Origin of the sequence: Nocardia higoensis (genome assembly GCF_015477835.1) — a bacterium.
Classification (GTDB): Bacteria; Actinomycetota; Actinomycetes; order Mycobacteriales; family Mycobacteriaceae; genus Nocardia; species Nocardia higoensis_A.
This window is the reverse complement of sequence record NZ_JADLQN010000001.1, coordinates 1-26,667: the sequence shown is the minus strand read 5'-3', so window position 1 is coordinate 26,667 and position 26,667 is coordinate 1. Positions and strand designations below refer to the sequence as shown.

General features: G+C 68.3%; 29 protein-coding genes, 1 tRNA gene and 1 pseudogene. 13 read left to right on the top strand and 18 right to left on the bottom strand.

Annotated elements, in window-relative coordinates; all coding sequences use genetic code 11:
- The first annotated feature begins 363 nt into the window (after positions 1–363).
- On the top strand, positions 364–903 hold the full coding sequence (locus IU449_RS00150; protein ID WP_194999945.1) for an HD domain-containing protein: 540 nt from the start codon (positions 364–366) through the stop codon (positions 901–903).
- On the opposite strand, the gene IU449_RS00145 is transcribed toward IU449_RS00150, so the two are convergent.
- Together IU449_RS00145 and IU449_RS00140 are read right to left on the bottom strand one after the other, a co-directional pair.
- Complete coding sequence (locus IU449_RS00145) at positions 891–1,358, bottom strand: NUDIX hydrolase (protein WP_194999944.1); 468 nt, start codon at positions 1,356–1,358, stop codon at positions 891–893. The genes IU449_RS00150 and IU449_RS00145 overlap by 13 nt on opposite strands.
- A complete protein-coding gene (locus tag IU449_RS00140) occupies positions 1,355–2,140 on the bottom strand; it encodes a helix-turn-helix domain-containing protein (protein ID WP_228803582.1) in 786 nt (261 codons plus the stop codon). Before IU449_RS00140 ends, IU449_RS00145 begins: the two co-directional genes overlap by 4 nt.
- A 123-nt stretch (positions 2,141–2,263) precedes the next feature.
- Between IU449_RS00140 and IU449_RS00135 the strand changes: the two genes are divergently transcribed.
- From IU449_RS00135 to IU449_RS00090, 10 genes are read left to right on the top strand one after another with little or no spacing between them, the layout of a single operon-like run.
- Positions 2,264–2,701 carry a hypothetical protein gene (locus IU449_RS00135; RefSeq protein WP_194999943.1) on the top strand — a complete coding sequence of 146 codons (438 nt, stop codon included), beginning with the start codon at positions 2,264–2,266 and terminating at the stop codon, positions 2,699–2,701.
- Between the two features lie 2 nt (positions 2,702–2,703).
- Entirely contained in the window at positions 2,704–3,390 is a 687-nt protein-coding gene (locus IU449_RS29400; RefSeq protein ID WP_267468252.1) for a DUF2637 domain-containing protein, read from the top strand.
- 2 nt (positions 3,391–3,392) lie between these two features.
- Positions 3,393–3,665 carry a hypothetical protein gene (locus IU449_RS00125; protein WP_194999942.1) on the top strand — a complete coding sequence of 91 codons (273 nt, stop codon included), beginning with the start codon at positions 3,393–3,395 and terminating at the stop codon, positions 3,663–3,665.
- Positions 3,665–4,984 carry an FtsK/SpoIIIE domain-containing protein gene (locus IU449_RS00120; protein ID WP_194999941.1) on the top strand — a complete coding sequence of 440 codons (1,320 nt, stop codon included), beginning with the start codon at positions 3,665–3,667 and terminating at the stop codon, positions 4,982–4,984. The genes IU449_RS00125 and IU449_RS00120 overlap by 1 nt, the downstream gene beginning before the upstream one ends.
- Complete coding sequence (locus tag IU449_RS00115; RefSeq protein ID WP_194999940.1) at positions 4,981–5,211, top strand: hypothetical protein; 231 nt, start codon at positions 4,981–4,983, stop codon at positions 5,209–5,211. The genes IU449_RS00120 and IU449_RS00115 overlap by 4 nt, the downstream gene beginning before the upstream one ends.
- 14 nt (positions 5,212–5,225) lie before the next feature.
- On the top strand, positions 5,226–5,432 hold the full coding sequence (locus IU449_RS00110) for a hypothetical protein (RefSeq protein WP_194999939.1): 207 nt from the start codon (positions 5,226–5,228) through the stop codon (positions 5,430–5,432).
- The gene (locus IU449_RS00105) at positions 5,429–6,070 is read left to right on the top strand and encodes a hypothetical protein (RefSeq protein ID WP_194999938.1); all 642 of its coding nucleotides are present in this window, start codon (positions 5,429–5,431) and stop codon (positions 6,068–6,070) included. The genes IU449_RS00110 and IU449_RS00105 overlap by 4 nt, the downstream gene beginning before the upstream one ends.
- A complete protein-coding gene (locus IU449_RS00100; RefSeq protein ID WP_228803580.1) occupies positions 6,067–7,788 on the top strand; it encodes a helitron helicase-like domain-containing protein in 1,722 nt (573 codons plus the stop codon). Before IU449_RS00105 ends, IU449_RS00100 begins: the two co-directional genes overlap by 4 nt.
- Positions 7,789–7,799: 11 nt before the next feature.
- The gene (locus IU449_RS00095) at positions 7,800–8,012 is read left to right on the top strand and encodes a helix-turn-helix transcriptional regulator (RefSeq protein ID WP_194999937.1); all 213 of its coding nucleotides are present in this window, start codon (positions 7,800–7,802) and stop codon (positions 8,010–8,012) included.
- Complete coding sequence (locus tag IU449_RS00090; RefSeq protein WP_194999936.1) at positions 8,012–9,217, top strand: tyrosine-type recombinase/integrase; 1,206 nt, start codon at positions 8,012–8,014, stop codon at positions 9,215–9,217. Before IU449_RS00095 ends, IU449_RS00090 begins: the two co-directional genes overlap by 1 nt.
- A gap of 42 nt (positions 9,218–9,259) precedes the next feature.
- Here the strand turns inward: IU449_RS00090 and IU449_RS00085 are convergent.
- The 14 genes from IU449_RS00085 to IU449_RS00020 all read right to left on the bottom strand — a co-directional run bounded on the left by IU449_RS00085 (position 9,260) and on the right by IU449_RS00020 (position 22,543).
- Positions 9,260–9,333: transfer RNA gene (locus IU449_RS00085), tRNA-Pro, on the bottom strand.
- A gap of 78 nt (positions 9,334–9,411) precedes the next feature.
- On the bottom strand, positions 9,412–10,074 hold the full coding sequence (locus tag IU449_RS00080; RefSeq protein WP_324188021.1) for a PAS and ANTAR domain-containing protein: 663 nt from the start codon (positions 10,072–10,074) through the stop codon (positions 9,412–9,414).
- Positions 10,075–10,476: 402 nt separating this feature from the next.
- Positions 10,477–11,217, bottom strand: a complete 741-nt coding sequence (locus IU449_RS00075) for an oxygenase MpaB family protein (RefSeq protein WP_194999934.1) — start codon at positions 11,215–11,217, stop codon at positions 10,477–10,479.
- Between the two features lie 107 nt (positions 11,218–11,324).
- Positions 11,325–13,523 (bottom strand): MMPL family transporter, encoded by a 2,199-nt coding sequence (locus IU449_RS00070; RefSeq protein WP_194999933.1) that lies wholly within the window; start codon positions 13,521–13,523, stop codon positions 11,325–11,327.
- Entirely contained in the window at positions 13,520–14,131 is a 612-nt protein-coding gene (locus IU449_RS00065; protein WP_194999932.1) for a hypothetical protein, read from the bottom strand. Before IU449_RS00065 ends, IU449_RS00070 begins: the two co-directional genes overlap by 4 nt.
- Positions 14,132–14,153: 22 nt before the next feature.
- Positions 14,154–15,371 carry a hypothetical protein gene (locus IU449_RS00060; RefSeq protein WP_194999931.1) on the bottom strand — a complete coding sequence of 406 codons (1,218 nt, stop codon included), beginning with the start codon at positions 15,369–15,371 and terminating at the stop codon, positions 14,154–14,156.
- Between the two features lies 1 nt (position 15,372).
- Positions 15,373–16,086 (bottom strand): class II aldolase/adducin family protein, encoded by a 714-nt coding sequence (locus tag IU449_RS00055; RefSeq protein WP_194999930.1) that lies wholly within the window; start codon positions 16,084–16,086, stop codon positions 15,373–15,375.
- A 14-nt stretch (positions 16,087–16,100) separates the two neighbouring features.
- Positions 16,101–17,201: an acyl-CoA dehydrogenase family protein gene (locus IU449_RS00050; protein WP_194999929.1), complete on the bottom strand. Its 1,101-nt coding sequence runs from the start codon at positions 17,199–17,201 to the stop codon at positions 16,101–16,103.
- Positions 17,198–17,893, bottom strand: coding sequence for a dihydrodipicolinate reductase C-terminal domain-containing protein (locus IU449_RS29595; RefSeq protein ID WP_194999928.1), 696 nt, complete (start codon positions 17,891–17,893; stop codon positions 17,198–17,200). Before IU449_RS29595 ends, IU449_RS00050 begins: the two co-directional genes overlap by 4 nt.
- On the bottom strand, positions 17,877–18,146 hold the full coding sequence (locus IU449_RS00040; protein ID WP_194999927.1) for an acyl carrier protein: 270 nt from the start codon (positions 18,144–18,146) through the stop codon (positions 17,877–17,879). Before IU449_RS00040 ends, IU449_RS29595 begins: the two co-directional genes overlap by 17 nt.
- Positions 18,146–19,747 (bottom strand): class I adenylate-forming enzyme family protein, encoded by a 1,602-nt coding sequence (locus IU449_RS00035; protein ID WP_194999926.1) that lies wholly within the window; start codon positions 19,745–19,747, stop codon positions 18,146–18,148. The genes IU449_RS00040 and IU449_RS00035 overlap by 1 nt, the downstream gene beginning before the upstream one ends.
- Complete coding sequence (locus IU449_RS00030) at positions 19,744–20,205, bottom strand: SRPBCC family protein (protein ID WP_194999925.1); 462 nt, start codon at positions 20,203–20,205, stop codon at positions 19,744–19,746. Before IU449_RS00030 ends, IU449_RS00035 begins: the two co-directional genes overlap by 4 nt.
- Positions 20,205–21,251 (bottom strand): SDR family oxidoreductase, encoded by a 1,047-nt coding sequence (locus IU449_RS00025; RefSeq protein WP_194999924.1) that lies wholly within the window; start codon positions 21,249–21,251, stop codon positions 20,205–20,207. The genes IU449_RS00030 and IU449_RS00025 overlap by 1 nt, the downstream gene beginning before the upstream one ends.
- A 68-nt stretch (positions 21,252–21,319) precedes the next feature.
- Positions 21,320–22,543 carry an aspartate aminotransferase family protein gene (locus tag IU449_RS00020; RefSeq protein ID WP_324188020.1) on the bottom strand — a complete coding sequence of 408 codons (1,224 nt, stop codon included), beginning with the start codon at positions 22,541–22,543 and terminating at the stop codon, positions 21,320–21,322.
- A gap of 319 nt (positions 22,544–22,862) precedes the next feature.
- On the opposite strand from IU449_RS00020, the gene IU449_RS00015 reads away from it, so the two are divergent.
- Positions 22,863–23,324, top strand: coding sequence for a hypothetical protein (locus IU449_RS00015; protein ID WP_194999922.1), 462 nt, complete (start codon positions 22,863–22,865; stop codon positions 23,322–23,324).
- Positions 23,325–23,606: 282 nt separating this feature from the next.
- On the opposite strand, the gene IU449_RS00010 is transcribed toward IU449_RS00015, so the two are convergent.
- A complete protein-coding gene (locus IU449_RS00010) occupies positions 23,607–24,755 on the bottom strand; it encodes a mechanosensitive ion channel family protein (RefSeq protein ID WP_194999921.1) in 1,149 nt (382 codons plus the stop codon).
- 193 nt (positions 24,756–24,948) lie between these two features.
- On the bottom strand, positions 24,949–26,106 hold the full coding sequence (locus IU449_RS00005; RefSeq protein WP_194999920.1) for a PucR family transcriptional regulator: 1,158 nt from the start codon (positions 26,104–26,106) through the stop codon (positions 24,949–24,951).
- 455 nt (positions 26,107–26,561) lie between these two features.
- Here IU449_RS00005 and IU449_RS29590 point away from each other — a divergent pair.
- A pseudogene (locus tag IU449_RS29590) lies at positions 26,562–26,667 on the top strand (ABC transporter ATP-binding protein); the annotation flags it as partial.

Below are 26,667 nucleotides of genomic sequence, written 5' to 3'. Positions count from 1 at the left end.
CTGCCCCGATGCTCTGGAGGCAAGCGAGCGAAGCTCGTGCGGCAGCCTATTCGTAGCGGAACTGATGATCGCAGGGGCCTGACGATAGGGGCAGACGTCGGGCCGATCGGTGCAGTGGATTCGTTCGCAATCCGGACTCCGGTGTCCAGCGCCTTGTCGCAGCTCTCCGATCGGTGCTGTGCGCTGATTGGTGTCTGTGGCGCTGGGTGGTGCGGGGTGCCGCCGACGCGCCGCGGCCGACGAGGCTTGCCGAGGAGGCTGCGGTTGCGTGGCGGCGGCGCCTCGCGCCGCCGCGCTCTTGATCCTGTATGGCGGAATTCGGCAGTTGAAGCACTCGTCAGATGCGGTCGATACGGTTGTGTCATGGCTGTGGACCTCGTTAGCTGGGCAGCGGAGACTGCTCGTGCGCACCTGACCATGCTGCCGCGTCGCCTGCGGCATGTGGAGGGCGTAGCGGGTCGTGCGGCACTAGCGGGGCCGGTGGTGGATGACGCGGAGCTACTGGTAGCAGCCGGGTGGTTGCATGACATCGGCTACTCCCCCGCTCTAGTGCGAACCGGATTTCATCCGATCGATGGTGCTGTCTTCCTCGAGTCGATCGGCGCGTCTGAGCGGCTGTGCGCGCTGGTGGCGAACCATTCGTGCGCTTGCATCGAGGCACGTAACCGCGAACTGGCGATCGACTGGGAGGACGAGCAGACTCCGTTGAGGGATGCGCTGTGGTGGGCAGATATGACGACCACAGCGGACGGGGTGACTACCACTGTGGACGATCGGCTGGCCGACATCTATCGCCGCTACAGCGCCGAACACGTTGTGGCTCGGTCGATTCGCGAGGCCGAACCGATCATCCGCGCGGTGGTGCAACGCACCGAGGACCGGCTCCGCAGTCAGGTGAAGTAGGTTCGGCCAGGCGCTTGGAGGCCGCGGTCGATCCTCTGACGCATCGATGGGTGGATATGCAGATCGCCCAGATCGTCGGGGGCGACCCATTGAACGGCTTTCGACTCCGAGCTCGTCCGCAGTGTCCCGCCGATCGGCTCGGCTGCGAAGCAGATCGAGAACTCCTGTCGGACTTCACCATCGGTGTAGGCGATGACGTGGCCGGGGTCGGAGAAGATGCCGATCACTTCGATGGGGCGTACGTCGATGCCGGTTTCTTCGGCAACTTCGCGGACGACGGCTTCGGCCACCGTTTCGCCTACCTCCATGCCACCGCCCGGCAGCGAGAACAGGTCGTTGTCGGTGCGGTGAATCATCAGGATTCGGCCGGCCTCGTCCTGAACGAAGGCACTGACGGCGACCTTGAGGCTGTTCGCGGGCGGTGCGGCGGGATCGTTGAGGTAGTCGGTTCTCATGCTGCGCTTCCCTCGACCACGGACTTGGGCACCGCCTGTGACCAGACCTGTTCAAAGCTGGTCAGGTAGGTGTCGAACAGGTCCCCGCCTGCCAATCGCCGTAGGTGCATCGCGGGGGCGTAGGCGCCGGGCTGGCCGTAGACGTGCATGTTCACGATCATCTCGTCATCGAACCGGAACACCGAGTTGTACAAGGTCGTGTCGTGGTAGCGCAGCTCCACGCCGTCGATGCCGGCCAACGGTTCGACCAGTGCCAGGGCGTTCCTGATCCGCGCTGAGACGGTGCCCTCGGCCAGGCGCTCTTCGCTGCTGCGTTTGGCGACTTCGGCGGCGGCCGGGTTTCCGAACAGGAACCGGATGGAGGTTCCGGCTGCTGCCTTCTGGCGGATCAGCTTGGCGAACGACGGATCTTCCGCGAGGAAGAGGCCGGCCAAAACCAAGACCTCGATCCGGTCATGAGCGTTGGACAGCAAGCGGAGCCACAAGTCACTCGGCACCGAATGCCGGTGCGGGTAGACCTTGACGACTTCCGATTCGGCAATCGCCTCACGCCGCTCCGGTGCGACGGCGTCGGGCCACAGGTAGCGCTCGGTCTCCTTCACCAGTGCGGCGACCGCGTGCCGGTGGCGCGGGTACGGGACACGTCCCTTCGTAATCCAGCGTTCGACGGTCTTCTGATCGACGCCGGTCACTTCGGCAACGTGACTGAGGTCGAGCCCGTTTCTCAGCAACGCTTCGCGCAATCGCTCGTTCGCCATCTCATCTCCGATCACGGTGACCACTAGGGACGTCTTAAGAGTACGTAGGACGTCCCAAGATGTCCATCTATGTAGTCCTGGTGTCGATGGAATTCCCGGAAAGTACTGGCCATCAAGTGATTCGGCCTACTTCAAGGAGTGATTGAGATGGCGTTGAAGGATGCATGGTTCCGCCCGGACTTCCACGAGGCGTTCCCGAAGGGTCTGTTCCTGCTGGGAGACATCGAGCCGGTGACCGAGTTCAGCCGGGACCGCAACGCGCCGAAGGTGCAGAAGCTCGACTTCGACTTCGAGGGCAACGGCACGGGCAAGCGGTTGTGGAAGGGCACGGTCACCGATCCGACCGCGGCGAACGCGAAAAACGCGAGCTTCGATGTGACGTTCGTGGCCGATGTGCAGCCGGTCCCCGCGGCCCCGGAGATCGTGCCGGGCATGACCCCGATCGAGCTGGAGGGGTTGATGGTCAAGCCGAAGATCGCCGGGTCCGGTGAGTTCAAGTCGATCGGCTGGACGGTGCGGGCGACCGGTATCAAGGGCGACAACTCCGGCGCCAAGGGCAACCCGGCCGCGAGCAAGGCGGCCTGATCATGGGTGCGGCGGGCCAGGCGGCGGCGATGCGTTACGCGCGTTGGTCCGCCGCAGCCATCATCGTCGGCGTGGGTGCGGCAGCGTTCCGGCTGTCGTACTCCACCCTCAAGGACCTCGCGGTCCTCGCCCACATCCCGGCCCGAGACGCGTGGTTGTTCCCGCTGATCGTGGACGGCACGATCCTGCTGGCCACGTTCGGGGTGCTGGTGTGCCCCGGCCGGGAACGCCGCTTCTTCCTCTCGGTCCTGGTGATCGGGTCGGCGGTCTCGGTTGCGGGCAACAGCCTCCACGCGGTCGCCAACGGTCAACCGCTACCGGCGTGGGCATCGGCCATCGTGGCAGCCATCGCCCCGATATCGCTGCTCGCTGATACGCACGGCTTGGCGGTGCTGTTCCGGGTCGCTCACCGCTCCCCGGTCGCCGAGCCCGTGCCCGAACCTGTTCCGGTCGCCGAGTCGGTGGAATCAGCGCCCGAGGTGCTGGCCACCGTGGCTGAGTCCGTGCCCGAGGTGGCATCGCCGGAAGTGGTGCCCGTGCCTGATCCGGAGCCGGTGACCGAGCCGATTCCGGTGGCTGCGCCGGTGGCCGCTGGCATTTCCCATCCGGTGCGTGTGGCGCCGGTCAAGCCTGTTCGTCCGCGACCGGTGCAGGACATGTTGCCGATCGCTCTTCCTGTTGGGGGTTAGTCATGTCTGAGTCCGAAGTTCGCAACTCGATCCATAGCGCGATGATGCGTGAGCCGGGATTGTCGGCGCGGGTGTTCACGATGGACACCACGCTGGCGGTGTCGTTGTTCAGGGATCGACTGTTCGCGGACCTGGGTCCGCTGTCGCTGCAACTGACGTTGGAGCAGGCACGGTTGTTGCGGGATCTGCTCGACGCCGGCCTCCGTGACGCAGCCGACGCCGGTCACGTCGAGGCGACCGGCTACCGGGTCGATCTGGTCAAGGCGGTGGCCTGATGTCGAACCTGGTGAGCCTGTTCACCGCCGGGTCCGCGGTCCTGGCTACCGGTGGTATGGCCTGGATGCGGTGGGCCGGGGACGATCGCCCCCGTACGGTGACCGCCGAATCTCTCGCCGATGCGGCCCCGGCCGGGTTGCGTACCGCGGTTTACATCCTGGCCGACCCGGCACAGACGAATCTGATGTTCGCCGCGCTGGGTCTCGGCTCGCTCGAAGGCGGGTTCCCTTACGTGGAGCGTTACGACTTCACCGATCACGGCTTGGACGTGGAGGTGATGATGCTGGGCGGCCAGTCGTTCAAGGACTGGTCCAACGACGAGACCCTTGCCCAGTTCGCCACCTACTTCTCTGTCCCCGAGGTCACCGCGTCCTCGCCCGAGCCGAGCTGGGTGCGGCTGCATGTACGGACCGTCGACACGTTGGCCGTCCCGGCGCCGTCTCCGTTCGGTGGCGGTCACCTGGTCGATCTCGAGGCGGTGCCGGTCGGGGTCACCGAATCCCATGATCTGTGGCGGCTGCGGGTCCTGCACGGCCACATCCTGCTTGCCGGTGCGACCGGTTCGGGGAAGGGCTCGGTGGTGTGGTCGATCCTGGGCGGGCTCGGTCCGGCGATCCGGGACGGCCTGGTGGATGTGTGGATGGCCGACCCGAAGGGCGGGGTGGAGTTCGGGCGCGGGGAGAACCGGTTGTTCGTCCGGTTCGCCACCGACGCGGAAACGATCGTGGCGATGCTGGCCGAGGCCGTCGAGGTGTTGCGGGAACGGTTGGCGTTCATGCGCGCCAACGGGATTCGCAAGCACGTCCCGACCCCGGATCAGCCGCTGATCCTGATCATCATCGATGAAGCCGCAGCGCTGTCGTCGTATGCCGATCGCGACACTCAGCAGGAGTTCCGGAAGCTGACCGGGCTGCTGCTGTCGCAAGGGCGTGCGGCGGGGGTGTCAGTGATCGCGGCCTTGCAGGACCCGAGCAAGGAGACGATGCCGAACCGGCAACTGTTCCCCATCCGCATCGGCCTCCGGTTGGACGAACCCACCCAGGTGGCGATGGTCCACGGCCAGGGCGCCCGTGACCGGGGTGCGCGCTGTGACCGGATCAGCGAACACACCCCCGGCGTCGGCTACGTCGGTGAGGACGGCACCACCGACTTCGTTCGGGTCCGGGCCTTCTGGGTCTCCGACGACGCCGCTGACGCGATCGTGGACGCCTACTCACCCGCCCCGCAGATCACCGGCCCAGTCGAGGACTACAGCGGGTTCGACCCTGACGACCTCGGAGACGACGACCCGTTCGGGGATTCGGGGGTGGCGGCGTGAAGCGCGGGTTCGTCACCGAAACCCATGTCCTCATCTACTGCGACCGGTGCGGGGAGTGCTGCACCGACAGCGAGGGCGAGTCGATCTGTTTCGACAACCTCCGCCAGGCCCTGCGCTACCTCATCGACACCGCCGACATGGCCGGTTGGCAGTTGAGCGGCGGGGAGATCGAATGCGCCGACTGCCGCCACACCCACCAGCCCACCACCGCGCCCGACCTGTTCTGAAGGGGGAACCACTCATGAAGCGACACAACACCTTCTGCACCGACCGTCAGGACCACACGCCCTACCGGGACAACGTGGTCGACCTGTTCGCCCACCGCCGCGGACTGCTGGAACGCCGCGGCCTGGACCCCGACGAGATCGCCGCCCGCCTGTGCGCGGAAACCGGAGTCCTCGCCAAGTGGGACAACGGCAACGATGGTGACGGCGGGTACGCGGCATGACCACCACGACAACAACCACCACGACCACCAAGCGTGACCCGTTCGACCTGCTCGGCCTGGCCCTGCTCGAGTTCGGCAGCGGCTTCCTCTTCGGCATCGCGGTCACCGCCCGCTGGCTGGTCCTGTTCCCGATGCTGTCCCTGCCGGTCCTCCTGGCCGTGACGGTCGGTTCACGAGTGCATCCCTTCGCCGGGCTCGGTGTGGTCGCCGTGCATGTCACCGGACTGATCGTGTGGCGGGTCAAGTACCCCGCCAGCTTTCACCGCTGGATCACCGACCGTGCCCGCGCCCGGTTCCTGGCCTGGTTCCGCTACGGCCGCCGCTGGGTGCCCCTTCTGACGGCTTGCGGCCTGGTCGTCACCGACGGTGACCGGGTGCGGGTGCCGCGCCTGCGTGAGGTGTGGATCGGTGACAGTGACGACCTGGTGCACGTGCGGATGGTGGCCGGCCACCGACCCGACGACTACAGCGATCGCGCCGAGCAGCTCGCCCACGCCTTCGGCGCCGAAGAGTGCCGCATCCGCGTCCTCGGCCCCGGCCTGGTCGAACTGAACTTCCGCTACCACGATGCCCTCGCCGAACCGATGAACCTGCCCCAGATCATCGACGGCGCCGACTGGACGAAGGACGCCGCATGAGCACCGACACCACCGAACCCACGGAACCGACCGCGACCGAACCGGCACCCGCCCTGGCCCGGCAGACCGCTGCCCAGCGTCGCGCCCTGCCGGACTTCACCGATGTCGCCCAGGCCACCGCCGAGAAGTTCGGCGTCTGCGTCCGCCCGATCACCATGCGCGCGTTCGACCCGACCACCGGCAAGGTCTCTTACGTCGGGTCGCCCTGCAAGTCCACGGTCGCCAGCGTGTGCAAGCCATGTGCGGACAAAGCTCGCTGGCTGCGCATGACGCAGTGCCGGGAAGGTTGGCATGCCGAGACCGAACCGGTGGACGAGACTCGCGACCCGTCCGACAAGCAGACCGAGCTGCTGGCGTATCGCGCCGATCTGGTGGCCGACTACCGCGCTGCACGCGAGGACTCTGACGACGAGTTGGCGGCCGAACTCGCCCAGCTGATCGCCGAGACCGATACCGAAATCCGTGAGTCGGGGTTTCGTGGCCCGCTCCCGCCTCTCGATCCGACACCAAGGGCTCGGCGGGTGCGTTCGACCAAGCGCCGCCAGGACGTGCCGAACCTGCCCCGTAAGAAGGTCTCCAAGACCACGGTCGGCAAGGTGATCGGCGGCTACCGGTCCTCGATGATGGTCACCCTGACCATGCCCTCCTACGGGCCGATGAACCGCGACGGCGCCACCGACAAGGACGGCAAGGTCTGCGGTGACGGCTCCCCACGCGATCCGGAGTCCTACGACTACACCAGCGCCGCCCGCGACATCGTGTTCTTCTCCAAGCTCGTGGACCGCTGGATTCAAAACCTGCGCCGGGTCGTGGGCTATGACGTGCAGTACTTCGCCACCGTCGAACCCCAGAAACGCGGTGCCCCGCACCTGCACCTGCTGCTGCGAGGCGCCATCTCCCGCGAGATCCTGCGGATGGTGACCGCGGCGACCTACCACCAGGTGTGGTGGCCCTACTTCGATCCCCAAGACGAACGCTACTCCGGCGAGAAGATGCCGGTCTGGGACTACAAGACCCTGACGTTCGTCGACCCCGACAGCGGCAAGCCGTTGACCACCTGGGACGAAGCCCTCGATGTCCTCGACTCGGTGGACGACCTCGAACCCGCGTACACGGTGCGGTTCGGCGAACGCATGGACCCCGGCGACATGAAGGGCTACATCTCCGGCGAGAAGGCCGACCGGGCGATCGGCTACGTCACCAAGTACCTGACCAAGTCCATCAGCGAAGTCCTGGACACCGACTCGGCCCGCACGGCCGCGCACTACGACCGGTTGCACGCGGAGTTGCAGCACACCCCGTGCTCACCGCGCTGCCCGGTGTGGCTGCGCTACGGGATCGTCCCGAAGGGCGCCAGCGACAAGACCATTCCCGGCCGCTGCAAGGGCAAAGCCCACCGCCGCGACACCCTCGGCCTCCCCGGTCGGCGGGTGCTGGTCTCGCGGCGCTGGTCGGGCAAGACGCTCCCGGATCACAAGGCCGATCGGGCGGATTTTGTTCGGCAACTGCTTGCCTCGGCCGGGATCGTCAAACCTGACACCTCGCATTGGGTGATCAAACCCGTGGAGCCCGGTGACCACTCGGCCCCGCCACGGGACCACGTGATCCTCGCCGCGATCGCCCAACGCACAGCCTGGCGGGCAGAGTACACACGTGCCTTGTTGGAGGCGGGACCAATTGCAGCACAGCAACATTCGGCAATTCAGGAAGCGGCGTAGGAGGTAGTCCGATGGATACCGAACCGTTCGGTGGACAGTGGTTCACCACAGAGGAAGTCGCGCGCATGCTGAGCGTGGACGCTTCGAGCCTGCGGCGGTGGCGGACCGCTCGCCCTCCGCAGGGACCACCTTTTGTGCAAGTGTCGGATCGGGTGGTCCGGTACAGCAGGGCGGATGTGGAGGCGTACATGAACTCTCGGCGGATCGACCCGGCGGCTGCGTGATGGCCGAAAGAGTCGACATCTCCCCCATCGGCGTGCAGCTGCGCTCCGACATCGAGGTCCGGGACCGCGCCAAGCCGTACCGTGCTCGGCTCCGCTGGGTCGATCCGGCGACGAAGAAGCGGGCTTCGATCTCGGAGTCCTTCGAGACTCGGGACCAGGCCGACGAGTGGATCAGCCGTGTTCGGCAAGCTGCGGCGCGCGGCGTTGATCCGAAGATGGCGACGGCCACGCTGGCCGAGTACGGCGCGGCGAGTCTGGAGTTGTCCTTTCGCGGGATCGAGCCGAAGACCCGTGACCCGTATCTGGCGGGATGGCGCCGCAGGGTCGTTCCCACGGTCGGGCATCTTCCGATCGCCATGATCACGGCTGGCGTGGCCGATCGCGCAGTCGGCAACTGGATCGCTGACGGGTGCAGCAAGTCGACGGTGAAGAACACCCTTGCCGCGTGGGGCCGCGTGATGGATCAGGCGGTGCGAGACGAGCTGATCGAACGCAACCCGGTGCAGGTGTCGGGATGGCAGCGCATGTTCGCCCAAGTGCAAGACGAGCTGGACAACCCGCGGGCTCTGGCGCTGCCCGACTGGGCGACGTTGGTTCGGTTGGCGGATGCTCTGGTCGACGCCTCAGCGGGTGAGTATCGAGGCTGGGGCGATGTCGTGATCTTCGCGGCGTGCACCGCGACCCGGATCGGCGAAGTGTCAGGCTGCCGGGTCGGGGACATCGACACGAACGAATGGGTGTGGACACTGCGACGGCAGACCACCCCCGGCCCCGGTGGCATGGCGGACAAGGGCACGAAGGGCAAGCGGTCGCGAGCGATTCCGATCATCGAGGACTTGCGGCCGATCGTGGCGCGGCGGATCGAGGCGACGGCCGGTCGTCCCGATGCTCGCCTGTTCGTCGGCCCCCGCGGCGGTCGCATCTCCACGGGTGTCCTGCACCGTGCCACCCACTGGGACGACGTGGTTGCACGGCTCGGCTTCGAGCATCTTCGACGGCACGGACTCCGGCACACCGGACTGACGTGGTTCGCCGATGCCGGCGTCCCGGTTCACCGACTCCAGCGGATAGCCGGCCACACCGATCCGCGGATCACCCAACGCTATCTACACCCCGATACGAAGACTCTGATCGAAGACGGGAACCGGCTCTCGAAGCACCTACGGTCCCCAAATGGTCCCCAACTCCGAGTGGTCGGAGAATGAAGAAAGCCCCTCTGATACTGGTCAGAGGGGCTTTCTCGTCTGTCGGGCTGACAGGATTTGAACCTGCGACCACTTGACCCCCAGTCAAGTGCGCTACCAAGCTGCGCCACAGCCCGTTGCGCCCGCCGTTTGGGCGCTTCAAGAGATTACAACAAGGGGTGCGCCTGGAGCGAATCGCCTGGTCAGAGGCGGTGTTACGGAGTGGTGGGTTGGGGGCGCTCGTGCAGGGTGAGCAGGAGGTGGTCGAAGCGGGTGCGGTCTCCGACACCGCAGCCGCGGAATTCGGGGATGGCGTCGACCAGGCGGTAGGCGAGGTCGCGCAGCTTGGTGTTGGTTTCCTGGGAGCGCCAGGACAGGACGCGGAACGCCTGGTCGGCGCTGATGCCGTAGATGACCATCAGCGCGCCTTTGGCCTGGTCGATCACCGAGCGGGCGGCGACCAGGTCGGGCAGGGTTTCGTCGAGGACTGCCTGGCGGGTTTCGTCCAGGCTCTCGGTCAGGTCGATGTAGTAGCCGGTCGAACCGACGACATCTCCGTTGCCGTCGCACATCTGGTCGCCGACGACCAGGACGTGTCTGACTCTTCCGTGGGTATCTCTTATTCTGTGGCGGCTGCAGAAGGGCTGGCCGGTGGTCACGGCGGCGGAGAGGATGTCCACGACGGCGGCGCGGTCGTCGGGGTGCTTGTGGGACAGGACCAGTTCCATGGTCGGCACGACGGAACCGGGTTCGTAACCGTGCAGTTCGGCGACCTCGTCGGACCACTCCCAGCGCTGGTCCCGAGACCAGAATCGGTAGCTGCCGGCCGGCCGCCAGGCACCCGCGTATTCGGTCGGTCGGGTCCCCTTCTCGCTCACTTCGCCGATTATGCTGCCTGCACGATCGGCGAGATCACGTGCGGCCGGGGTTTGGGTCATCCTTCGAACTCTACGTTGATGCTTCCATTCAGCAGCACGTTCACCTGACAAGCGACCGGATCGCATGGTCCATATGACCTGTTTGTCCAGCTAGCGGCATCGGTTGCCGGGAGACTCACCTCTATGGAATGCGGACGATCCACGCCGGTTCGGGGGCGAATATCGAGGTCGGAAGCGCGCACAGCCGACAGAGACCAGCGAAAAAGGTGTCATTCGTCCCATTCCGAAAGAACCGATGTAGGCGATGATCAGAGCCGTTGGACCCTTGCTACAGACCCTCCCGTCTCCGCGTCTTCCGCCGACACCGAAGAACGAGGCCATTCGATGCAGGGCGCCGACCCGTCAGTCGCGAGCCGAAGGCACCAATCGCGATCTCGGCGAGAGCATCTTGGCCCCCGCTTTCACCATTCGCGAATAGGCCGCCATCGCCGCCCGGTCGCCCGGCTGCGGCTCGACTCCCAGCAATTCCCGCGTGCGCGGATGCAGCAGTGACCGCACCGCGAAATCGGGCAGCGTCCGCGGCACCCAGGCATCGGGGCGCAGCAGTTCCGGTGCGAGCTTCTCCGCCTCGGGCGTGACGACCAGACTCTTGGCGCACACCTCGTCCAGGTAGTCGTTGAAGTCGGCCCAGGTCTCGGGCATGTGACGGGCGGAGATGCCGTACCGGCGATACCACTGGCAGCACTGGGCATAGAGGGTCTTCTTCTCGGCGAGCGACAGCGGGCGGTCGAAGGTCTCGATGGAGGTGACCAGGGTGTCGACGTAGGTGGCGTGCTGGAAGAAGAACAGGTCGGGCGCCAGGCCGTTGTAGCGCCTGCCGGTGCTGTCCACGCCGCGGACGAGTTCGTGGCCGTAGAGCATGGCCGGGTGCGGATCGACCTCGGCGTAGGCCAGGTGGATCATGCGGGAGACGACGCGCTTCTTGTGCTCCCACAGGGAGACGGGAGTGTGCTCGACGATGGCGGCCGCGACCGAGGGCTGCAGGATCTGCAGCCCTACGGCGCGGGGCAGGGTGAGGACGAAGCGACGATCGCCGAGATACCGGCCGAGCAGGGTGGTGCGATCCAGGCCGGGGGTCTTCATTCTCGGGTCCTTTTCTGATCGACGCCCCTCCTCGATGAGGGCATGAGAAACATTAGGACTTATCTTCTCATTCCGTCAACTGACCTAAGTCCTCTCGATCGGGGCCTTCACTCCCGGATCCGGACGCGATCGACGACGGGAGCCAGCAGGCGCGGCGTCCACCAGTTGGCCGTGCCCGCGATGCGCATGGCGGCGGGGACGAGGATGGTGCGAACCAGCGTGGCGTCGACGAGCACGGCGATGACCAGGCCGACACCGAGGGCCCGCATGAGGGACACCTCGCTGGTCGCTATGCCGAGGAAGACGACGGCCATGAGCATGGCGGCGGCGGTGACGACGCGACCGGAGCGCGCCAGGCCGACGGCCACGGCGGTGTCGACGTCGGCCCGGGTGCGACCGGAGCGTTCCCATTCCTCGGTGAAGCGGGCGAGCAGGAAGACCTCGTAGTCCATCGACAGGCCGAACGCCACGCAGAACAGCAGGACGGGGACCGTCGCGATGGTGAAACCGAGTGCGGTGGTGCCCAATCCGCCGAGGTGGCCTTCCTGGAAGATCCATACCAGGGCGCCGAACGTGGCGGCCAGCGACAGGGTGTTCAGCACCAGGGCTTTCAGCGGGAGCAGGAGGCTGCCGGTGAGCAGGAACAACAGCAGGGCGCTGGTGACGACGATCCACAGCACGGCCAGGACGAAACCGTCGCCTATGCCCGCGGCGGTGTCGGCGCTCTGCTGGGCGAGGCCGCCCACGCGGATCTCGCCGGGGGCATCGACGGCGCGCAGGGCGTCCAACAGGGCGGTGCCCTCGTCGGAGTAGGGATCGACGTCGGTGGTGACGGCCAGATGCGCGGAACCGCTCGCTCCCGGAGTGCCGACAGGGGGGCCCGCGGGCGATCCGTCGACGAAGATGCCGGCCGGGCCCGCGACCGCGCTGACATCGGTGACCGCGGACAGGCGCGCGGCGTAGTCGCCGAGCCGCTCGGCCGGGGCGTTCGCCACGACGATGTCCACCGTGCCGGTCATGTTCTGGTCGAAGCCGTCCCGGATGAGGTCGCCGACCTGGCGGGACTGGGCGTCGGTGGACAGTACGCGATCGTCGGGCAGGCCGAGGCGCAAGTCGAGCACCGGCGAACCGGCCAGCAGCAGGACCGCCAGCACGGGCACGGCGGCCACCAGCGGACGTTTCTGCACGGCGCGGGCGACGCGGTAGAGGCGCGTCTTTTCGGCGGGGACGGCTTCGCGCTGCGGTTTGCGGTTCATGCGCGGGCCGAGCAGGGCCAGTAGCGCGGGCACGCAGGTCAGCGCGAGCACCACCGACAGCACGACGACGGCGACGCCCGCGTAGCCGATGGAGCGCAGGAAGGCCATCGGGAACAGCCACAGACCGATCAGGGCGGTGGCCACGATGACGCCGGAGAACACGACCGCGCGGCCACCGTGGCGCATGGCCGAGATCAACGCCTGCTCATGCGCGACGCCGCGGCTGATCTCCTCGCGATAGCGGCCGATCAGCAGCAGGGAATAGTCGATCGCCAGTGCCAGGCCGAGCGCGGTGGTGATGTTGAGCGCGAAGACCGACAGTTCAATGAGGAAGGTCAGGACGAACAGCACGCCGGTGGTGCCGACGATGGCGAGCACACCGACGACGACGGGAACGGCGGCGGCGATAGCGCTGCGCAGGAACAGCACGAGCAGCAGGAAGGTGATCGGGACGGCGATCGCCTCGGCGAGCACCAGATCGGTGGCGGCCGTGGAGTTGATCTCCTCGAAGGCCATCGCCTGACCGCCGGCCAGCACCGTGACGCCGTCGCGGTCGCCGGTGAACTGGTCGGCGAGTTCGCGGGCGATCTTCTGGACTTTGTTGTCGTCGGCGACGATGCCTGCGACGACGAGGCCGACGGTGCCGTCCCGGCTGACCAACGTGGCGCCGACCGGGTCGGTCCACGCGGTGACCGTGCTGACACGCTCGTCGGCGTCGAGAGCCTCGGCAATCCGGCCGCCCACGCCGCGCGCGCGGTCTCCGGCAACGCCGCCGGGGTCTTGGACGGCGAAGATCAGTTGCATGTTCGCGACGCCGTGTTCGGCGGCGAGCAGATCGGCGACCCGGGACGATTCGGAGTCGGGGTTGAGAAACCCGCCCGCGCTGAGGCGTTCGTTGACCAAGCCGCCGAGCGAACCGAACACCAGAAAGGCGACACCGGCGATGATCAGTGTCAGTTTCGGTGCGCGAGCACAGGTTTCGGCGATACGGGAGATCAGTCCGGAACCGCTCGCCCGGGTGGTCTCGGTGGCGCTGGATGCCGTCGTCATTTCCCCTCCGCGGGCAGCCACCAGACCGGGGTGACCTTGTGTCCGGCCCCGATATCGATCGGCGGGTGCGATTGCCAGCCCAGAATTTCACACATCTCGACGACGTCGGCGGACTTGGCTTCGCCGTAACCGGGCAGGCCTTTGGCACTGGCCACACGCATCACGCGCTTGATCAAAGCCGCTCCCCCGCCCAGGGTGCGTGCGCCTACGTACCAGAAGTAGAAGTGCGGTTCGGTCGGATGCGCGGCCTCGACCTTGGCCAGCATCTGCGCCATGAGGACGGTGCGGGAGATGCCGAGCACCAGGATGGCGGGCACGCGGAACAGCCACACCCACAGCGGGAACCGGGGGCTGGTGCGCTCGTAGGCGATGAGCACGCCGTTGGGCTGCTGCTCGGCGTCGTAGGTGGCCTGCAGGTAGCCGCCGAGGCGGGCGCAGATCTCCACCTCCCCGCGGAAGAACCAGTAGAGGGCCCGGTCGGCCCTGGCCTGCTTGCGCGGTTTCACGTCCTGCCAGATCGCGTCCTCGGCGAAGGCGTCGGCGAGCACGCGGGCTGCCGCGCCCCGCTGCTCCCCGGCGACATTGGACGGCATTGTCACTGTTGTCATCTCAGCCTTTCTGGTCACGGATTCACCCGTGGGCGCCCTGGTAGAGCGCGTCGAACTTCACTCCGCCGACCGGACGGCCGAGCGCGGTGAGGTACAGGGTCTGGCGTCCGGCGGGCAGCGCCTGGTTCCAGTACTCGGGGGCCAGGCCGCCGATGCCGGTGACGCCCGCGCCGTGGCGGGCGGCGACGAGATAGAGGACCTGTCCGACGACGCCGGTGGCCAGCAGCAGGGCCTGCCGGTCGGCGTCGATGACGGAGTCGTCTTCGCCCGCGGGAGTGGAGAACACGACGAAGACCTCGGCGGCGGTCAGGTGTTCCTGGCCTGCGAGGCCGGTGAGCAGGTCTCCCGGGGGGAGGGCGAGACCGCCGGTGACCTCGCCGACGAGATGGATGTCGGGCATGGGCAGGCCGAGCCGGCGGACCGCTTCGGCGGCGATCTCGAGGGCGTCGGCCAGGACGGCGTCGAGGTCGTAGCCGGGCGGGGTGGTGGTACCGAAGGAGGCCGCGGAGCGGCGGATGGGGAGGAAGCGGGCGAGGTTACCGGGCAGGGCGCCCGCGCGGTCGAAGAACACCGGTCGCGGTGGGCCGGGTGGGCGGAGGCGGTCGGCCCACTGTTCGAATTCGCTACGGCCCATCTGGACTCGTGATTTGGCGGTGGTGACCAGGCGCCAGCCGTCGGCTTCGCCGTCGTGGGGGTCGAAGGCGCGCACGAGCCCGGCGGCGAGGATGTCACCGGCGACGGCGTCGCTGCTGGGCAAGACATCCGGGAAACGGTCGGCGGCGCTGTCCTCGCGGTCGAGCAGAGCCAGTGAGAACAGGGCGTGACCGGCGTCGATGAGGTGGTAGAGGTAGCCGCGGGTGCCGTATTTGCGCATGGACAACCAGGGGCGGCCGACGAGCAGGCAGAGGTAGTCTTCGGCGTCGGTGGTGAAACCGGTGTCCGCGCGCACGACGAGGTGCTTGCGGGCGGGATCGAGCAGTGCTGTCGCGCCGGAATCCGGTGCTATCAGCAGGATTTCGTACGGATAGGTGGCGCCCGCGGACGGAACGAAGCGGGTGTCGCCACCGCGATTGCGGCCGATCAGCCGATCGACGTGACCGACGGCGCCCGCGATGGGGCCGGTGAGGGGTTCGATGCCGACGGTCTGCGGCAGCGGCGGGTGGATGACATCGCCCCATGCCAGGCCGTCTTCGGCCCAGGCCGTGTCGGCTCGGGCCGAGCCGTCTCCGGTTACCTGCATGTCAGCGGCTCCATTCGGTGGTCTCCGGGTGCAGGCGATGCACGCGGCGGCGGGTGTGTTCCCAGTAGGAGCGCACCGAGAGGTCGGCGAAGATGTACTCGCGCTTGGCGGCGACGTCCAGGGCGTTCGAGGTGGCGAACGGGCGACCGGAAGCCAGCGCGTCGAGTTGCAGGCGACAGGCGCGTTCGAGCATGAGGGCGAAGACGACCGCGTGGCGCACGCTGCGGCCGACGACGACGCTGCCGTGGTTGACCAGAAAGACCCCGACGCCTCGGTCGAGGGTCTTCGCGATGCCCTCGCCGACATCGAGTGTGAGCACGGTGTTACTGGTGTCGTGGAAGCGGTGCACCTCACCGGTCAGCAGGGCGCCTTCATGACTCAACGGGACCAGATCGGCGTCCAGAGCGCCGAAGACGAGACTCGCGGGTGCGTGGCTGTGCACGATCCCCGCGACGTCGGGGCGAGCGGCGTATACGGCCTGGTGCAGTGGCAGTTCCGGTGGGGCCTGTGGGTCCGGGGTTTCGGCGGCGTCGACGGCGGCGTCGACGAAATCGGCCGGGGTGGCCTCGTCGAAGCCGACGAGTGCGCCTTTGATGGCGAAGCGGCCGTCGCCGGGCCTGCGGACCGAGATCTGGCCCTGATTGAAATCGTCGTGTCCACCGGACGACAGTGCGCGCGCACCGATCGCCGCCTGGATCACCAATGCGGAGGTCATGGGTTCGGGTTCCCTCACAGTCGTGCCGCGATGGCGTTGCGCTGAATCTGGTTGGTGCCCTGGATGATCTGCAGGAGTTTGGCCTCGCGCATCCACCGCTCCGCCGACTCGCCGGGCAGGTACGCGGTGGCGCCGAGGATCTGGACGGCATCGGTGGTCACCCGCATCGCGGTGTCGGTGGCGAAGAGCTTGGCCTGGGCGGCCAGCAGGTCGGCATCGGACCCGCCCTCGTCGATCTCGTCGCAGGCTCGGGCGAGGAGTTGGCGGGCGGCGGCGAGCTGGGTGGTCATGTCGGCGAGCAGATGGCCGATCGCCTGGTGCCGGATGATGGGCACGCCGAACTGGATTCGTGACTTGGCGTAGTCGGTGGCGCGGCGGACTGCGGCGGCGCTCAGGCCGACGGCGCAGGCGGCCAGGCCGACGCGCCCCTGGGTGAACATGTCGTCGGCGACGCGGGCGCCGCGGTCGACCCGGCCGAGTACCCGGTCGGCGGGCACGTGGGCGCCGTCGAAGTGCACGTCCGCGCTGGGCAGGGCGGCGGCGCTGTGCTTGTGGGCGGCGGGAGCGATGGTGACTCCCGGGGTGGTGGGGTCGACGGCGAGGCAGGTGAGACCGCCGAGACCGGCCGCGCTGGTGCGGGCGTAGACGACGAGCACGCCGGCCAGGGGTGCGTGACCTGCCCAGGTCTTGGTGCCGTGCAGTGTGAACCCGGTGTCGGTGCGGTCGGCCCGCAGCGCGATGGCCGACATGTCCGATCCGGCGGCGGGTTCGCTGACGCAGTTCGCGCCGAGGAGCCGACCTTCGGCGAGGGCGGGGACCAACTCGTCGCGCAGCGCGGGCTGTGCGTGCCGAGCGACGGTGAGGCCGACGAGGGTTTGCAGATGCACCGATTCGGCCAATGCCAGCCAGTTCTCCGCGATCACGGAGATGTTCGCGCAGAACTCGGCGACCGCGCCCGGCCTGCCTTCGATGACCGGTGTGGCCAGGCCGGTGGCCATGACACCGGTGAACAGTTCGGCGGGAGAACGGCCCGCCTGTTCGTAGGCGGTGACCTCGTCGGCGCGGCCGGTGAGCAGGGCACGCAGGCGTGCGGCGGTGGGGAGGGTGACGGTCATGCCTGGGCTCCCGCGAGTTCGGCGAATACCTCGGCGGCCGTGTACAGGCCGGGCCGGGCCTGCTCGAGCCAGGCGGCCAGGGTGAGGGCGGCGGTGGCGGGTCCGCGCAGGTCACGCACGCGGTGGATCGACTCCCAGCTCTCCGCGCCCGCGGTGAGTACGACGTGATGGTCGCTCACGGCGTGGCCGTAGCGCTGGGCGAGGACCGTGGTCTGCTCCGGGAGCAGGGCGGCGAGATTCTTCGCGGTCGCCGAGGGCGCGTCCAGTTTGGTGGTGGGATGGCGGTCGATGACGGTGAATTCGGCATCGGGCACCAGGGCGACAGCCAGGCGCGCCGCGAGCTCGGCGGCGCGGGCCTGCAACCAGTGCAGTGGGCTGAGGTTGGCGGCGATCAGCACCGGAACCTGTCGCGAGAGCGCCGACAGCGTGGCGGCCGCTTGCGGCGGGCGGCCGGAGACGCAGGAGAGCAGGGCGGCGCCGGTGGCGGCGCAATGCTCGGCGACGGCGTCGAGAGCGTCGGGTCTGCTCGCGTCGATGACGACGCCCGCGGGTTCCTCGCCGATGGTCCAGCTTGTCGAATCGGCCACCGTGACGACCCGGACGCCGTGGCGCGCGCAGGCCTCGGTCACCGCGCGGCCCAGGCGGCCGGTGGCGCCGACGACGGCGACGGGGCGGTCAGGCGTCGACGACACCCTGGTTCCTCAGGTAGGCCACGATGGCGGTGACGGTGCGCATGTGGTCGAGATCGTTCTCCAGGTCGATCTCTACGCCGTAGCGGATCTCGAGCGCGTCGACCAGGCGCAGAAACGCCAGCGAGGTCATGCCCGCGTCGGCGAAGGTCTGCTCCGAGCGCTGGGCGGTCTCGGCGTCGACGGTGCCGTCGGTGGCCTTGGCGACCATCTGGGCGACCGCCTTGGTCAGCGAATCCTGCAGGACATCGGACATCAGCGGCCTCCTGTGACCGGTTGCTGGAACGAGTTCGTCAACAGCGCGCGTACGGCTTCGGCCTTGACCTTGCCCGCGGCGCCGCGCGGTAGATCGGCGACGACGACGATGACCTCGGGGACCTTGTAATCGGCCAGCCGCTCGCGCAGGAAGGCGCGCAGTTGCGCCGGCTCGAGGTCGGCGCCGGCCTGCACGGCCGCGCCGACACAGTCGCGCCCGCTGGGTGTGGTCAGGGCGAGGACCCGGCAGTCGGTGACGCCGGGGTGGGCGGTGATGACGTCGGCGACGGATTCGACGGTGAACTTGCGACCGCCGATGTTCAGGATCGGCTGAGCGCGGCCGGTGAGGAACAGCTCGCCCTCGCGCACCACACCGGTGTCGGAGGTGATGTAGCTGCCGTCCGCGGCGATGGCGCGTTCGAATTCGCCGGGATAGTTCAGGTAGCGGGTGCCCATGGACGCGGTGCGCACATGCAGCACCTCGACGCCGTCGGCGCGCGGGCGGGAGTCGACGGTGACGCCGGGCAGGAGCATGCCCTTGCCGTCCGGGCGGCTGCCGTCGGCGAAGGTGACGGGGCCGGTTTCGGCGATGCCGTAGTAGTCCGAGACGGGACCGGACAGTTGCGCGACTCGCTCGGCGACTTCCGGTGCGAGTGTCGCCGCCGAGGACAGCCGCAACCGGATGTTCCGCAGCGCGGCCCGCGTCGCCTCGGCCAGGGAGGCGCGGGTGTAGTCGGTGAGACGTTCGTAGGCGGCGGGGAAGGCGACCAGGATGCTGGGGCGGAAGGTGGTGACGTAGCGCATGATCGCGCCGCCGCTGGGCATGCCGCCGGGCAGGACCAGGCTCGCGCCGGTCAGCAGACTCGGCATGAGAGTCGTGTTGAACGCCAGGCCGTTGTAGAGGCCGGCGAAGCACAGGCTCAGGTCGGCGGAGGTCGACGCGGAGGCTCCGGCCCAGGTGCGGGCGGCAGCGAGGACCGCGGCCGCGGAGAACTCGATGCACGCCGGGGCGCGGGTGGACCCGGAGGTCAGCCTGCCGAGTTCGGTGTCGGGTGCGAGATCCGGACGTGCGCCGGCGAACCCGGTCGCGATCGCGACCTGCCGTTCGTCCAGCGCGACGGATGCCTCACGGGAGGCAGCGTCTCCGCCACCGGTGATGCCGCCGGACCGGCCACTGTCGGCTTCGATGCGGTCACTCTCCTCGACACCGCCGTTCAGGGTGCCCGCCAAGGTGTCAGCGCCTGCGACTGTGGCGCGGGTGTCGCCGGTGAGCGGCGCGCGCACGATGGCGTCGATGCCGCAGTCCTGTACCAGGGTGGCGATCTCGGCCGCGCCCAGACTCGGGTCGGCGAGGATCGGCAGGTCCGCTCGTGACCAGATCGCCAGCAGGGTGGCGACGTAGTCGGGATGATTGGCCAAGGTCACCAGGATCCGGCTGCCGCCGCGCGGAGCGACGGCATCGAGAAGGTCGGCGCGCCGGGCGGTGTCGGCGCGCAGGTTCGCGAAGGTGCGGGTCTCGCGCAGGGTCGACACCGTGGCTCCGGGCACGGCGTCCATGGCCGCGGTGACCGCTTCGTAGAGTCGGGTGGGCCGGGGACTCATACGGCCACGCCGCCGAATTCGATGTCGGGTCCGAACAATCCGCGCAGGATGTCGACGGTGTTGGTGCGCAGGGCGCGTTCGGCCAACGGGTCGAGCATGTCGGCCAGCGACGGGATGCCGAGGTCGACGACAGCGTCGAAGCTGACGGTCACACCTGCGTCGCTCAGGGCCACCCGCCAGGCGCCGTCGAAGCGTGCCAGATCGCCGGTGACCTGTTCGAAGGAGAGGATGCGGCTCGCCTCGTCGACCACATCGCGCTCGGTCCACTCCAGCAGACCGCTGCGGAACCACACCGACCAACTGCTGACCTGGTTGCCCTGTGCGTCGACACCGAGACTGATGCCACGCACCACGTCGACGTGCTCAGCGTAGGAGGGGAAGTCGCGCAGGCGGGCGAAAGCCACGTCGGGGTCGACGTCGCCCACCTGAGCGCGGATTGCCACAGAACGTTCGGCCATCAGACCATCACCTCGTTGCGTTCGGGCGCGGCCGGGGCCTGCGCCATGCCCTCACGGGCGATCACGGTACGGAAGGTGGTGCGTATGACCTCTTCCGCGTCGGTGGCCGAATATGCCTGCGGCGCACCGGGAATCTCGCCCAGCGAGCTGGGCATCGGCTCGGGCTGGAACAGCGAGGCCAGCGTGGTCATCAGGTTGGCCATCTTGGTCTTGTCCGACGCCCCCAGCTCGTCGAAGAAGGCGGGCTTCAGAAGCCGCTCGAAGACTTCGGGATCGGCGCGACGCGGGCCGCGCCGGGGCAGGCCGTGTTCGTCGAAGGTCTCATCGAGGATCTCGAGCAGCCGGTCGGCGGTGACCGAGTGCGGGCCCACGGTGGCCCAGGCGGTCGCGGGGGCATCGGGATACTCGGCGACGGCGGCGATGACGGCGGCCACCACGTCACAGGGCACGAGGTCGTAGCGCGCGGAGGCCGCGCACAGGAACAGCGGCACCGACCCACGCACCATCGCACGCGAGAGGCTGTGCACGCCTTGGTATTCGGTGATCTCTCCGGTGCGGGCACGGCCGCCGATGGCGGAAGGGCGGACGATGGTGTGGGCCAGACCGCTGGCGCGCACCTCGGACTCACCGAGACGCTTGGCGGCGAGGTACTGGCCGGGCAGCAGCGTGGCATGGCCGCCGGTGATGTCCTCGGGCGGTTCCAACTCGACGAACGCGGTGCTCACGTGCACCAGCCGGGCGCCCGCCGCGGCGGCCAGATCGAGCACGCGCTGGGTGCCGGTGACGTTGATCGCGTGCAGGGCGTCCGGCCCGGCGGCGAAATCGACGCTGGCCGCGCAGTGCACCACCAGGTCGAGTCCGTCGAGGACACGCGCGGTGTCCTCGGTGTCCAGACCGAGACCGGGAGCGGTGATGTCGCCGTGCACCACCTCGGCGCCGGGGACGAGACGGGTGTGGGTGAGGGCGATGACCTCGTGCCGGGCGCCGAGCATCTCGATCAGCGGTACGCCGACGACACCGGCGCCGCCGGTGACGAAGATCTTCACATTGTCTCCTACAGGTCAGACACGGCAACTGGATCACGGCAGTCGGATCACAGCTGTCGGATCACGGGTCAGATCGCGTGGGCCGCCAGGCGCACGCAGGCCTTCTCGAAGGCCTCCAGCAGCCATGCCTCGTCGGATGGCCGCAGGTTGGCCGGTGGGGTCAGACGCAGGACGGGGCCCGCGTTCAGCGAATGGTTGATGATCACGCGCGCGTCGATCATCTCGATCAGGAACTCTCCCGCCAGGCCGCCGTCGGCGAACTCGAGGCCGAAAAGCGTTCCGGCGCCACGAATCTCGACGATCTGGCGGGGGCAGGTGCGATCACGGATCTCGGTGAGCCCGGCGAGCAGGCGCGCACCGAGGCGGGCGGACGCCTCGACCAGATTTTCCTGGCGCAACACGTCGATCGTCGCCGCGGCGGCCGCCATGCCGAGCGGCGCGCCGGAGAAGGTGGAGGTGTGCAGGCAGAGGTCGGCGTCGAAGGCGGCGTAGGCCTGCTCGGTCGCGACGGCCGCCGAGACCGGGAGGACGCCGCCGCCGAGGCTCTTGCCCACCAGCAGAACGTCGGGGGTGATCTGCTCGGTCTCGCCGCGCCACCAGGTTCCGGTGCGGCCGAGGCCGGTCATGATCTCGTCGAGCACCAGCATGGCACCGCGTTCGCGGCACAGTTGCTGGACGCGGCTCAGATAGCCCACCGGCGGGATGCGCACACCACCTTCGCCCTGGATGGGCTCGAGTACCACGCACGCGTCGGATCCGTCGGCGCCGAGCGCCGCGTCGAGGGCGTCGGGGTCACCGTAGGGGACGCGGGTCGCGCCGTGCAGCACGCCGCGGAACGGGTCCTGATAGGTGTCGTTGGCCGTCAGCGACAGCGCGCCCAGGGTCTTGCCGTGGTAGCCGCCCTCGGCGCCGATCAGCCGGGTACGCCCCTGGACAGCAGCCATTTTCAGGGCCGCTTCGGTGGCTTCGGTCCCCGCGCCCGCGAAGTACACCTTGGTGAGTCCGGCCGGTGCGATCTCGGCCAGTGCGGCCGCGGCGTTCGCGGCGGAGGCTTCGAGCAGGCCGCGGGTGCCGACCGGATGACGGCCGAGCTGCGCGGCGACCGCCTCGAGCACTGCCGGGTGACGCGCGCCGAGCAGGAACACGCCGTAGCCGCCACAGTTGAGGAACTCACGACCGTCGGTAGTCCACAGTCGCGCCCCTTCGGAGCGATGCTCCACCAGCCCGCCGAGCAGGCTTCCCAGCTGCGCCCTGGCCTTGCCGAGATGCTGCCTGGTTTGTTCAAGAACCACGAATTCCGTTGTCATGCAACACTTTCCGCGCCAAAGATCAGAATGTTCGATACTCCCCTGAGAACATGAGAAACATTAGGGATGATTTTCTCAGGGCGTCAACCCGACTGAAGGCCCCACGGTCATGGACAATCGACCATAAAGGCCGGGAGCTGCCCCGTTGTAGTCCGCTGTGGCTTCGCACACAACCGGGCGTCACAGTAAACTTCCAGCACTCACCTGTCCCGTTCGCGGGCACCGGCACTCGTCCGGCTCACCACGGATTCGACTCCGGCACGTCGGGTATTGCCGCCGTACCCGACCCGGAGGAGAAATACTGATGAGACTCGATCGCAAGTACGTCACGCTGCTGGCCGCGGGCGCGCTGGTGACGGGCGCGGCGCTCACCGGCTGTGCCGACGACAACGGCACCGACACCACCACCACCACGCCGTCGGTCTCGGTGGAGGTCACCACGCCGGAGACCGAGACCGAGACCGAGACCGACACCACCGAGACCGAAACACCGGTGATCTCCCCCGAAGCCGCACAGCAGCTCTGCGACATGATCCAGTCCGACCTCGACAACTGGCGTGACCAGGGCCCGACCTTGGCGAAAGTGACCTTCAACGGCACTGTGCAGAACTGGGCCGCCCGCAACGAAGGCCTCAACGACGATGTGATCCGCGACAAGACCATCGTCGACACGGTGACCACGCAGACCTGCCCGGACGTGCGTCAGCAGGCGCTGGAGGCGCTCGACGTCACCGAGTTGTCCTCGGCACTGCTCGGCTTCAACTGATCCTCCCCGCAGACGCGAGTGGGGCCGCCCGTCCGAATGGACGGGCGGCCCCACTCGTTCGTCCTCGAGGTCTGGTCCGCCGTGATCCGCTGGGTTGTCGTGAACGTGGGTTGTCATGAGTGCTGGGCTGTCATGAACGCTGGGCCGTCATGAACGCTGGGCCGTCACGGCATGTGCTTCGACGCCGACGGCGCCGCTGTCGACGGGGCGCACCGCTGGGCGGAGCCATTCGTGCGACCGCCGACGATGCACCCGCCTCGCGCGCCGGTCGGGCGTGCGGCATCAGCCGTGCACGCGACCGTTCGACGACACCAGGTGCCCGTGCCGAGCGTCCGTGCGGGCGGAGTCCTCGCGTTCCGTGCGCTCGTCCCGGTCGGCGACCTGGCCGGGAACGCCGGATCCGGCCGTGATCGCGGTGGGGATCTTCGGTAGCGCGTAGGGGTGTTCGCGCCACAGCCAGCCCAGCAGTTCCTCGCGGACCGCGCAGCGCAGCGTCCACACGTCGTCGGCGTCGGCTGCGGTCATGGTCGCCCGGACCACGATCGCGGTGGGCGTGCTGTCGGTGACCACCAAGCCGCAGCTGCGACCGTCCCAGTCCGCGCGCTCCTTCAAGAACTCGCCGAGGTGTTCGCGCAGCAACGCCACCGGCGCACTGTGGTCCAGATGCAGGAAGACCGTGCCGGTGATCTGCGAACCGCCGCGGGACCAGTTCTCGTAGGGCTGGCTGTTGAAGTACGACACGGGCATGGTCAGCCTGCGGTCGTCCCAGATGCGCACGGTGAGGAAGGCGAGGCTGAGCTCTTCGACGGTGCCCCACTCCCCCTCGACGACCACGGTGTCGCCGATCTTCACCGAATCACCGAAGGCGATCTGCAGGCCGGCGATCAGATTGCTCAAGGTCGACTGGGCCGCTACACCGGCGATGATGCCGATCACCCCTGCCGAGGCGAGCAGCGAGGTGCCCAGGGTGCGCAGACTCGGAACGAGCAGCAGGATGGCGACCGCCGCGGTGCTGACCGCCAGGACGGCGGTGACGATCCGGCGCACCAGGCCGAGCTGGGTGCGTAGCTGGCGCACCTTCGCCACTTCGTGGGTCCGGTCGGCATAGGAGTGCAGCATGTTCTCCGCGGCCACGTCGACACTGCGCACGACCAGCCAGATGGCGGCCAGGATCGCGGCCGTCGCGATCAGATTGCGAATCACGGCGTCCTGGCGCAGATTCAACTCGGCCAGCGGATACGTGGTGTGCAACGCGACCGCGCCGAGGAAGATCTGCAACGGCAGCTGCACCCGGCGCAGCAGCAGCGGCAGTCTCGAGCGGGGTCGTCTGCGCGCACTGAAACGCAGCAGCCTGCCCATCAGCAGGCCGATACAGACGGTGACCGCGAGGGTCGCGGCGAAGACGATCAATGGACGTAGTACTTGCTCCAACGGGGGCGCTCCTTGTCCGTCGTCGCCCGGCCGCGGCGACGTCGAGGCATGCACAGCAACCGTCGGCGTGCGCCAGGACCGGTCGCGTCAGCCGGGCTGTGTCGTTCAGCTGTCCTTCGATGAGGCGTACCCGCGACACCACGCCGATGACACCTGCCCGGCTGTGGGGAATCACACCCGCCGCGTCGCGCGCCTATCGTTGCTGTTCACGGTAGCTGCGGGCGACCAATGCCGCACGCAGGTAACAGATTCCGCGCGCGTCGCCGGGGTCGTGACCGGTCAGCCTGCCGATGCGGCGCAGGCGGTAGTCCAGGCCGTTGGTGTGCAGGTCGAGCATGCGCGCGGTGCGCTGACGATTGAGTCCGTTGGCGATGTGACAGCGCAGAGTTTCCAGCAGTTTGGGCTGGGCGTCGAGGGGATCGAGGACCGTGCCGAGATGGTCCAGACCCGGCCCGGGACGGGTGATCTGGTATTCGAGGGCCAGATCGGCCATGCGGTAGAGGCCCGGGGCCATGCGCAATCGGCGCACCATGTCGAGCAGTTCGTGCGCGCACTCGGCGGCACCGGGCAGTTCGGTGCGCGGTGCGGCGGTCACCACGGTCGCGGCGATCGGGGCGCCCGCGGCGTCGGAGAGCAGGTCGACCAGACGAGCCACATCGAGACGGACCGAGGTCGAGGTGGGCACGAGAATCGTTCCGCCGTCACGGCCGAGCAGGGACAGCGCATTCGGGCCGCCGCGCTCGGCCAGGGTCGCGCGCACCCTGCGCAGCATCTGCCTGGCACCGGATTCGCGCGTGCCCTCGGATGCGGCGGTGAGCGCTTGCCCCGGCCGGAGTGGTTGCACTGCATCGGCATCGGCGCGAGATGCGGGCAGAGGCAGTGCGACGGCGAGTACCGAATACGAGGCGGCGAGTTCGATTCCGCACTCCTCGGCCTCGGCGGGGTCGGCGATGCCGCCGAGTAGCGATGCGGTGACCGTGTCCAAGGCGCTGTTGTGCTGGGCGCCGACGGTGCGCGCCTCGTCGAGGTAGCCCGCCGAGACCGCGACAGTGATGTTCTCGAGCGTCTCCCACAGCCGCCGATCGGCTCCCGGCAGCGTGGCCGGGGTGCGCAATCGCTCGAATTCGCGCCGGACATTGTCGAAGACGGCCCGGTGCACCATGCCCAGCGCCACTCCTTCGCGCGCGCACGCGGCGGCGGCCTCCAGCAAGCGGGCCGTCGGGCCCGTGGGGTCGGCATCGGCCAGTGCGGCGCCGGCCAGATCGCGGCAGGCGCGGGCCAGAGGCGTGTCCCCGCCCGGCGGGGGTTCCGCTGACGAACTCGACCCGCCGGTCGAAAAGTGACCATTCATTCTTCCCGATCGTGGCGCCGTGCCGATTCCACGTACGCTGCGAACACGTTCGTCGCCGGGCACCGGATCGGCGCCCCGACCCCTAGCGGCTGTGGTCATCCGCCCACCCCGTCCATCATCGTCGTCGAGAATGAATATCAACGGTACGCCAGCATTCCAGGCGGTACAACGGCCCCATGATTCCGGATCCGACCGATCACGCGCCGAGACCGCTCAGTCCGGACGCCCAGGCATCCACACCGGGCGCGCGGCCGTTCCGCCGACGACATGAGCTACACAAGTGAACAGGGATTCCACTCGAAATCGAGTGCCACGCCGTCGGCGCGTCGAATGGCGGCGTGTTGGTAGCACCCGATTCCCCCAGCCAAGAACTTGCAGTAACTTGTCTGCGAGGGCCGTTGACGCGCAGCACCGGATCGCATCGCGGAGGCTCACCGAGAATTGTGGAGGTTTGCGTGGGCGTCGAGGTCAGAACAGAGGGCGTGACGAAGTCCTTCGGTTCGCAGCGTATTTGGCAGGATGTCTCGATCACGCTGCCCGCCGGTGAGGTGAGTGCCCTGC

Coding starts and splice junctions, on each gene's coding strand:
- IU449_RS00150 (WP_194999945.1), top strand. CDS start 364: ATGGCTGTGGACCTCGTTAGCTGGGCAGCGGAGACTGCTCGTGCGCAC.
- IU449_RS00145 (WP_194999944.1), bottom strand. CDS start 1,358: ATGAGAACCGACTACCTCAACGATCCCGCCGCACCGCCCGCGAACAGC.
- IU449_RS00135 (WP_194999943.1), top strand. CDS start 2,264: ATGGCGTTGAAGGATGCATGGTTCCGCCCGGACTTCCACGAGGCGTTC.
- IU449_RS29400 (WP_267468252.1), top strand. CDS start 2,704: ATGGGTGCGGCGGGCCAGGCGGCGGCGATGCGTTACGCGCGTTGGTCC.
- IU449_RS00125 (WP_194999942.1), top strand. CDS start 3,393: ATGTCTGAGTCCGAAGTTCGCAACTCGATCCATAGCGCGATGATGCGT.
- IU449_RS00120 (WP_194999941.1), top strand. CDS start 3,665: ATGTCGAACCTGGTGAGCCTGTTCACCGCCGGGTCCGCGGTCCTGGCT.
- IU449_RS00110 (WP_194999939.1), top strand. CDS start 5,226: ATGAAGCGACACAACACCTTCTGCACCGACCGTCAGGACCACACGCCC.
- IU449_RS00105 (WP_194999938.1), top strand. CDS start 5,429: ATGACCACCACGACAACAACCACCACGACCACCAAGCGTGACCCGTTC.
- IU449_RS00100 (WP_228803580.1), top strand. CDS start 6,067: ATGAGCACCGACACCACCGAACCCACGGAACCGACCGCGACCGAACCG.
- IU449_RS00095 (WP_194999937.1), top strand. CDS start 7,800: ATGGATACCGAACCGTTCGGTGGACAGTGGTTCACCACAGAGGAAGTC.
- IU449_RS00090 (WP_194999936.1), top strand. CDS start 8,012: ATGGCCGAAAGAGTCGACATCTCCCCCATCGGCGTGCAGCTGCGCTCC.
- IU449_RS00075 (WP_194999934.1), bottom strand. CDS start 11,217: ATGAAGACCCCCGGCCTGGATCGCACCACCCTGCTCGGCCGGTATCTC.
- IU449_RS00070 (WP_194999933.1), bottom strand. CDS start 13,523: ATGACGACGGCATCCAGCGCCACCGAGACCACCCGGGCGAGCGGTTCC.
- IU449_RS00065 (WP_194999932.1), bottom strand. CDS start 14,131: ATGACAACAGTGACAATGCCGTCCAATGTCGCCGGGGAGCAGCGGGGC.
- IU449_RS00060 (WP_194999931.1), bottom strand. CDS start 15,371: ATGCAGGTAACCGGAGACGGCTCGGCCCGAGCCGACACGGCCTGGGCC.
- IU449_RS00055 (WP_194999930.1), bottom strand. CDS start 16,086: ATGACCTCCGCATTGGTGATCCAGGCGGCGATCGGTGCGCGCGCACTG.
- IU449_RS00050 (WP_194999929.1), bottom strand. CDS start 17,201: ATGACCGTCACCCTCCCCACCGCCGCACGCCTGCGTGCCCTGCTCACC.
- IU449_RS00040 (WP_194999927.1), bottom strand. CDS start 18,146: ATGTCCGATGTCCTGCAGGATTCGCTGACCAAGGCGGTCGCCCAGATG.
- IU449_RS00035 (WP_194999926.1), bottom strand. CDS start 19,747: ATGAGTCCCCGGCCCACCCGACTCTACGAAGCGGTCACCGCGGCCATG.
- IU449_RS00030 (WP_194999925.1), bottom strand. CDS start 20,205: ATGGCCGAACGTTCTGTGGCAATCCGCGCTCAGGTGGGCGACGTCGAC.
- IU449_RS00015 (WP_194999922.1), top strand. CDS start 22,863: ATGAGACTCGATCGCAAGTACGTCACGCTGCTGGCCGCGGGCGCGCTG.
- IU449_RS00005 (WP_194999920.1), bottom strand. CDS start 26,106: ATGAATGGTCACTTTTCGACCGGCGGGTCGAGTTCGTCAGCGGAACCC.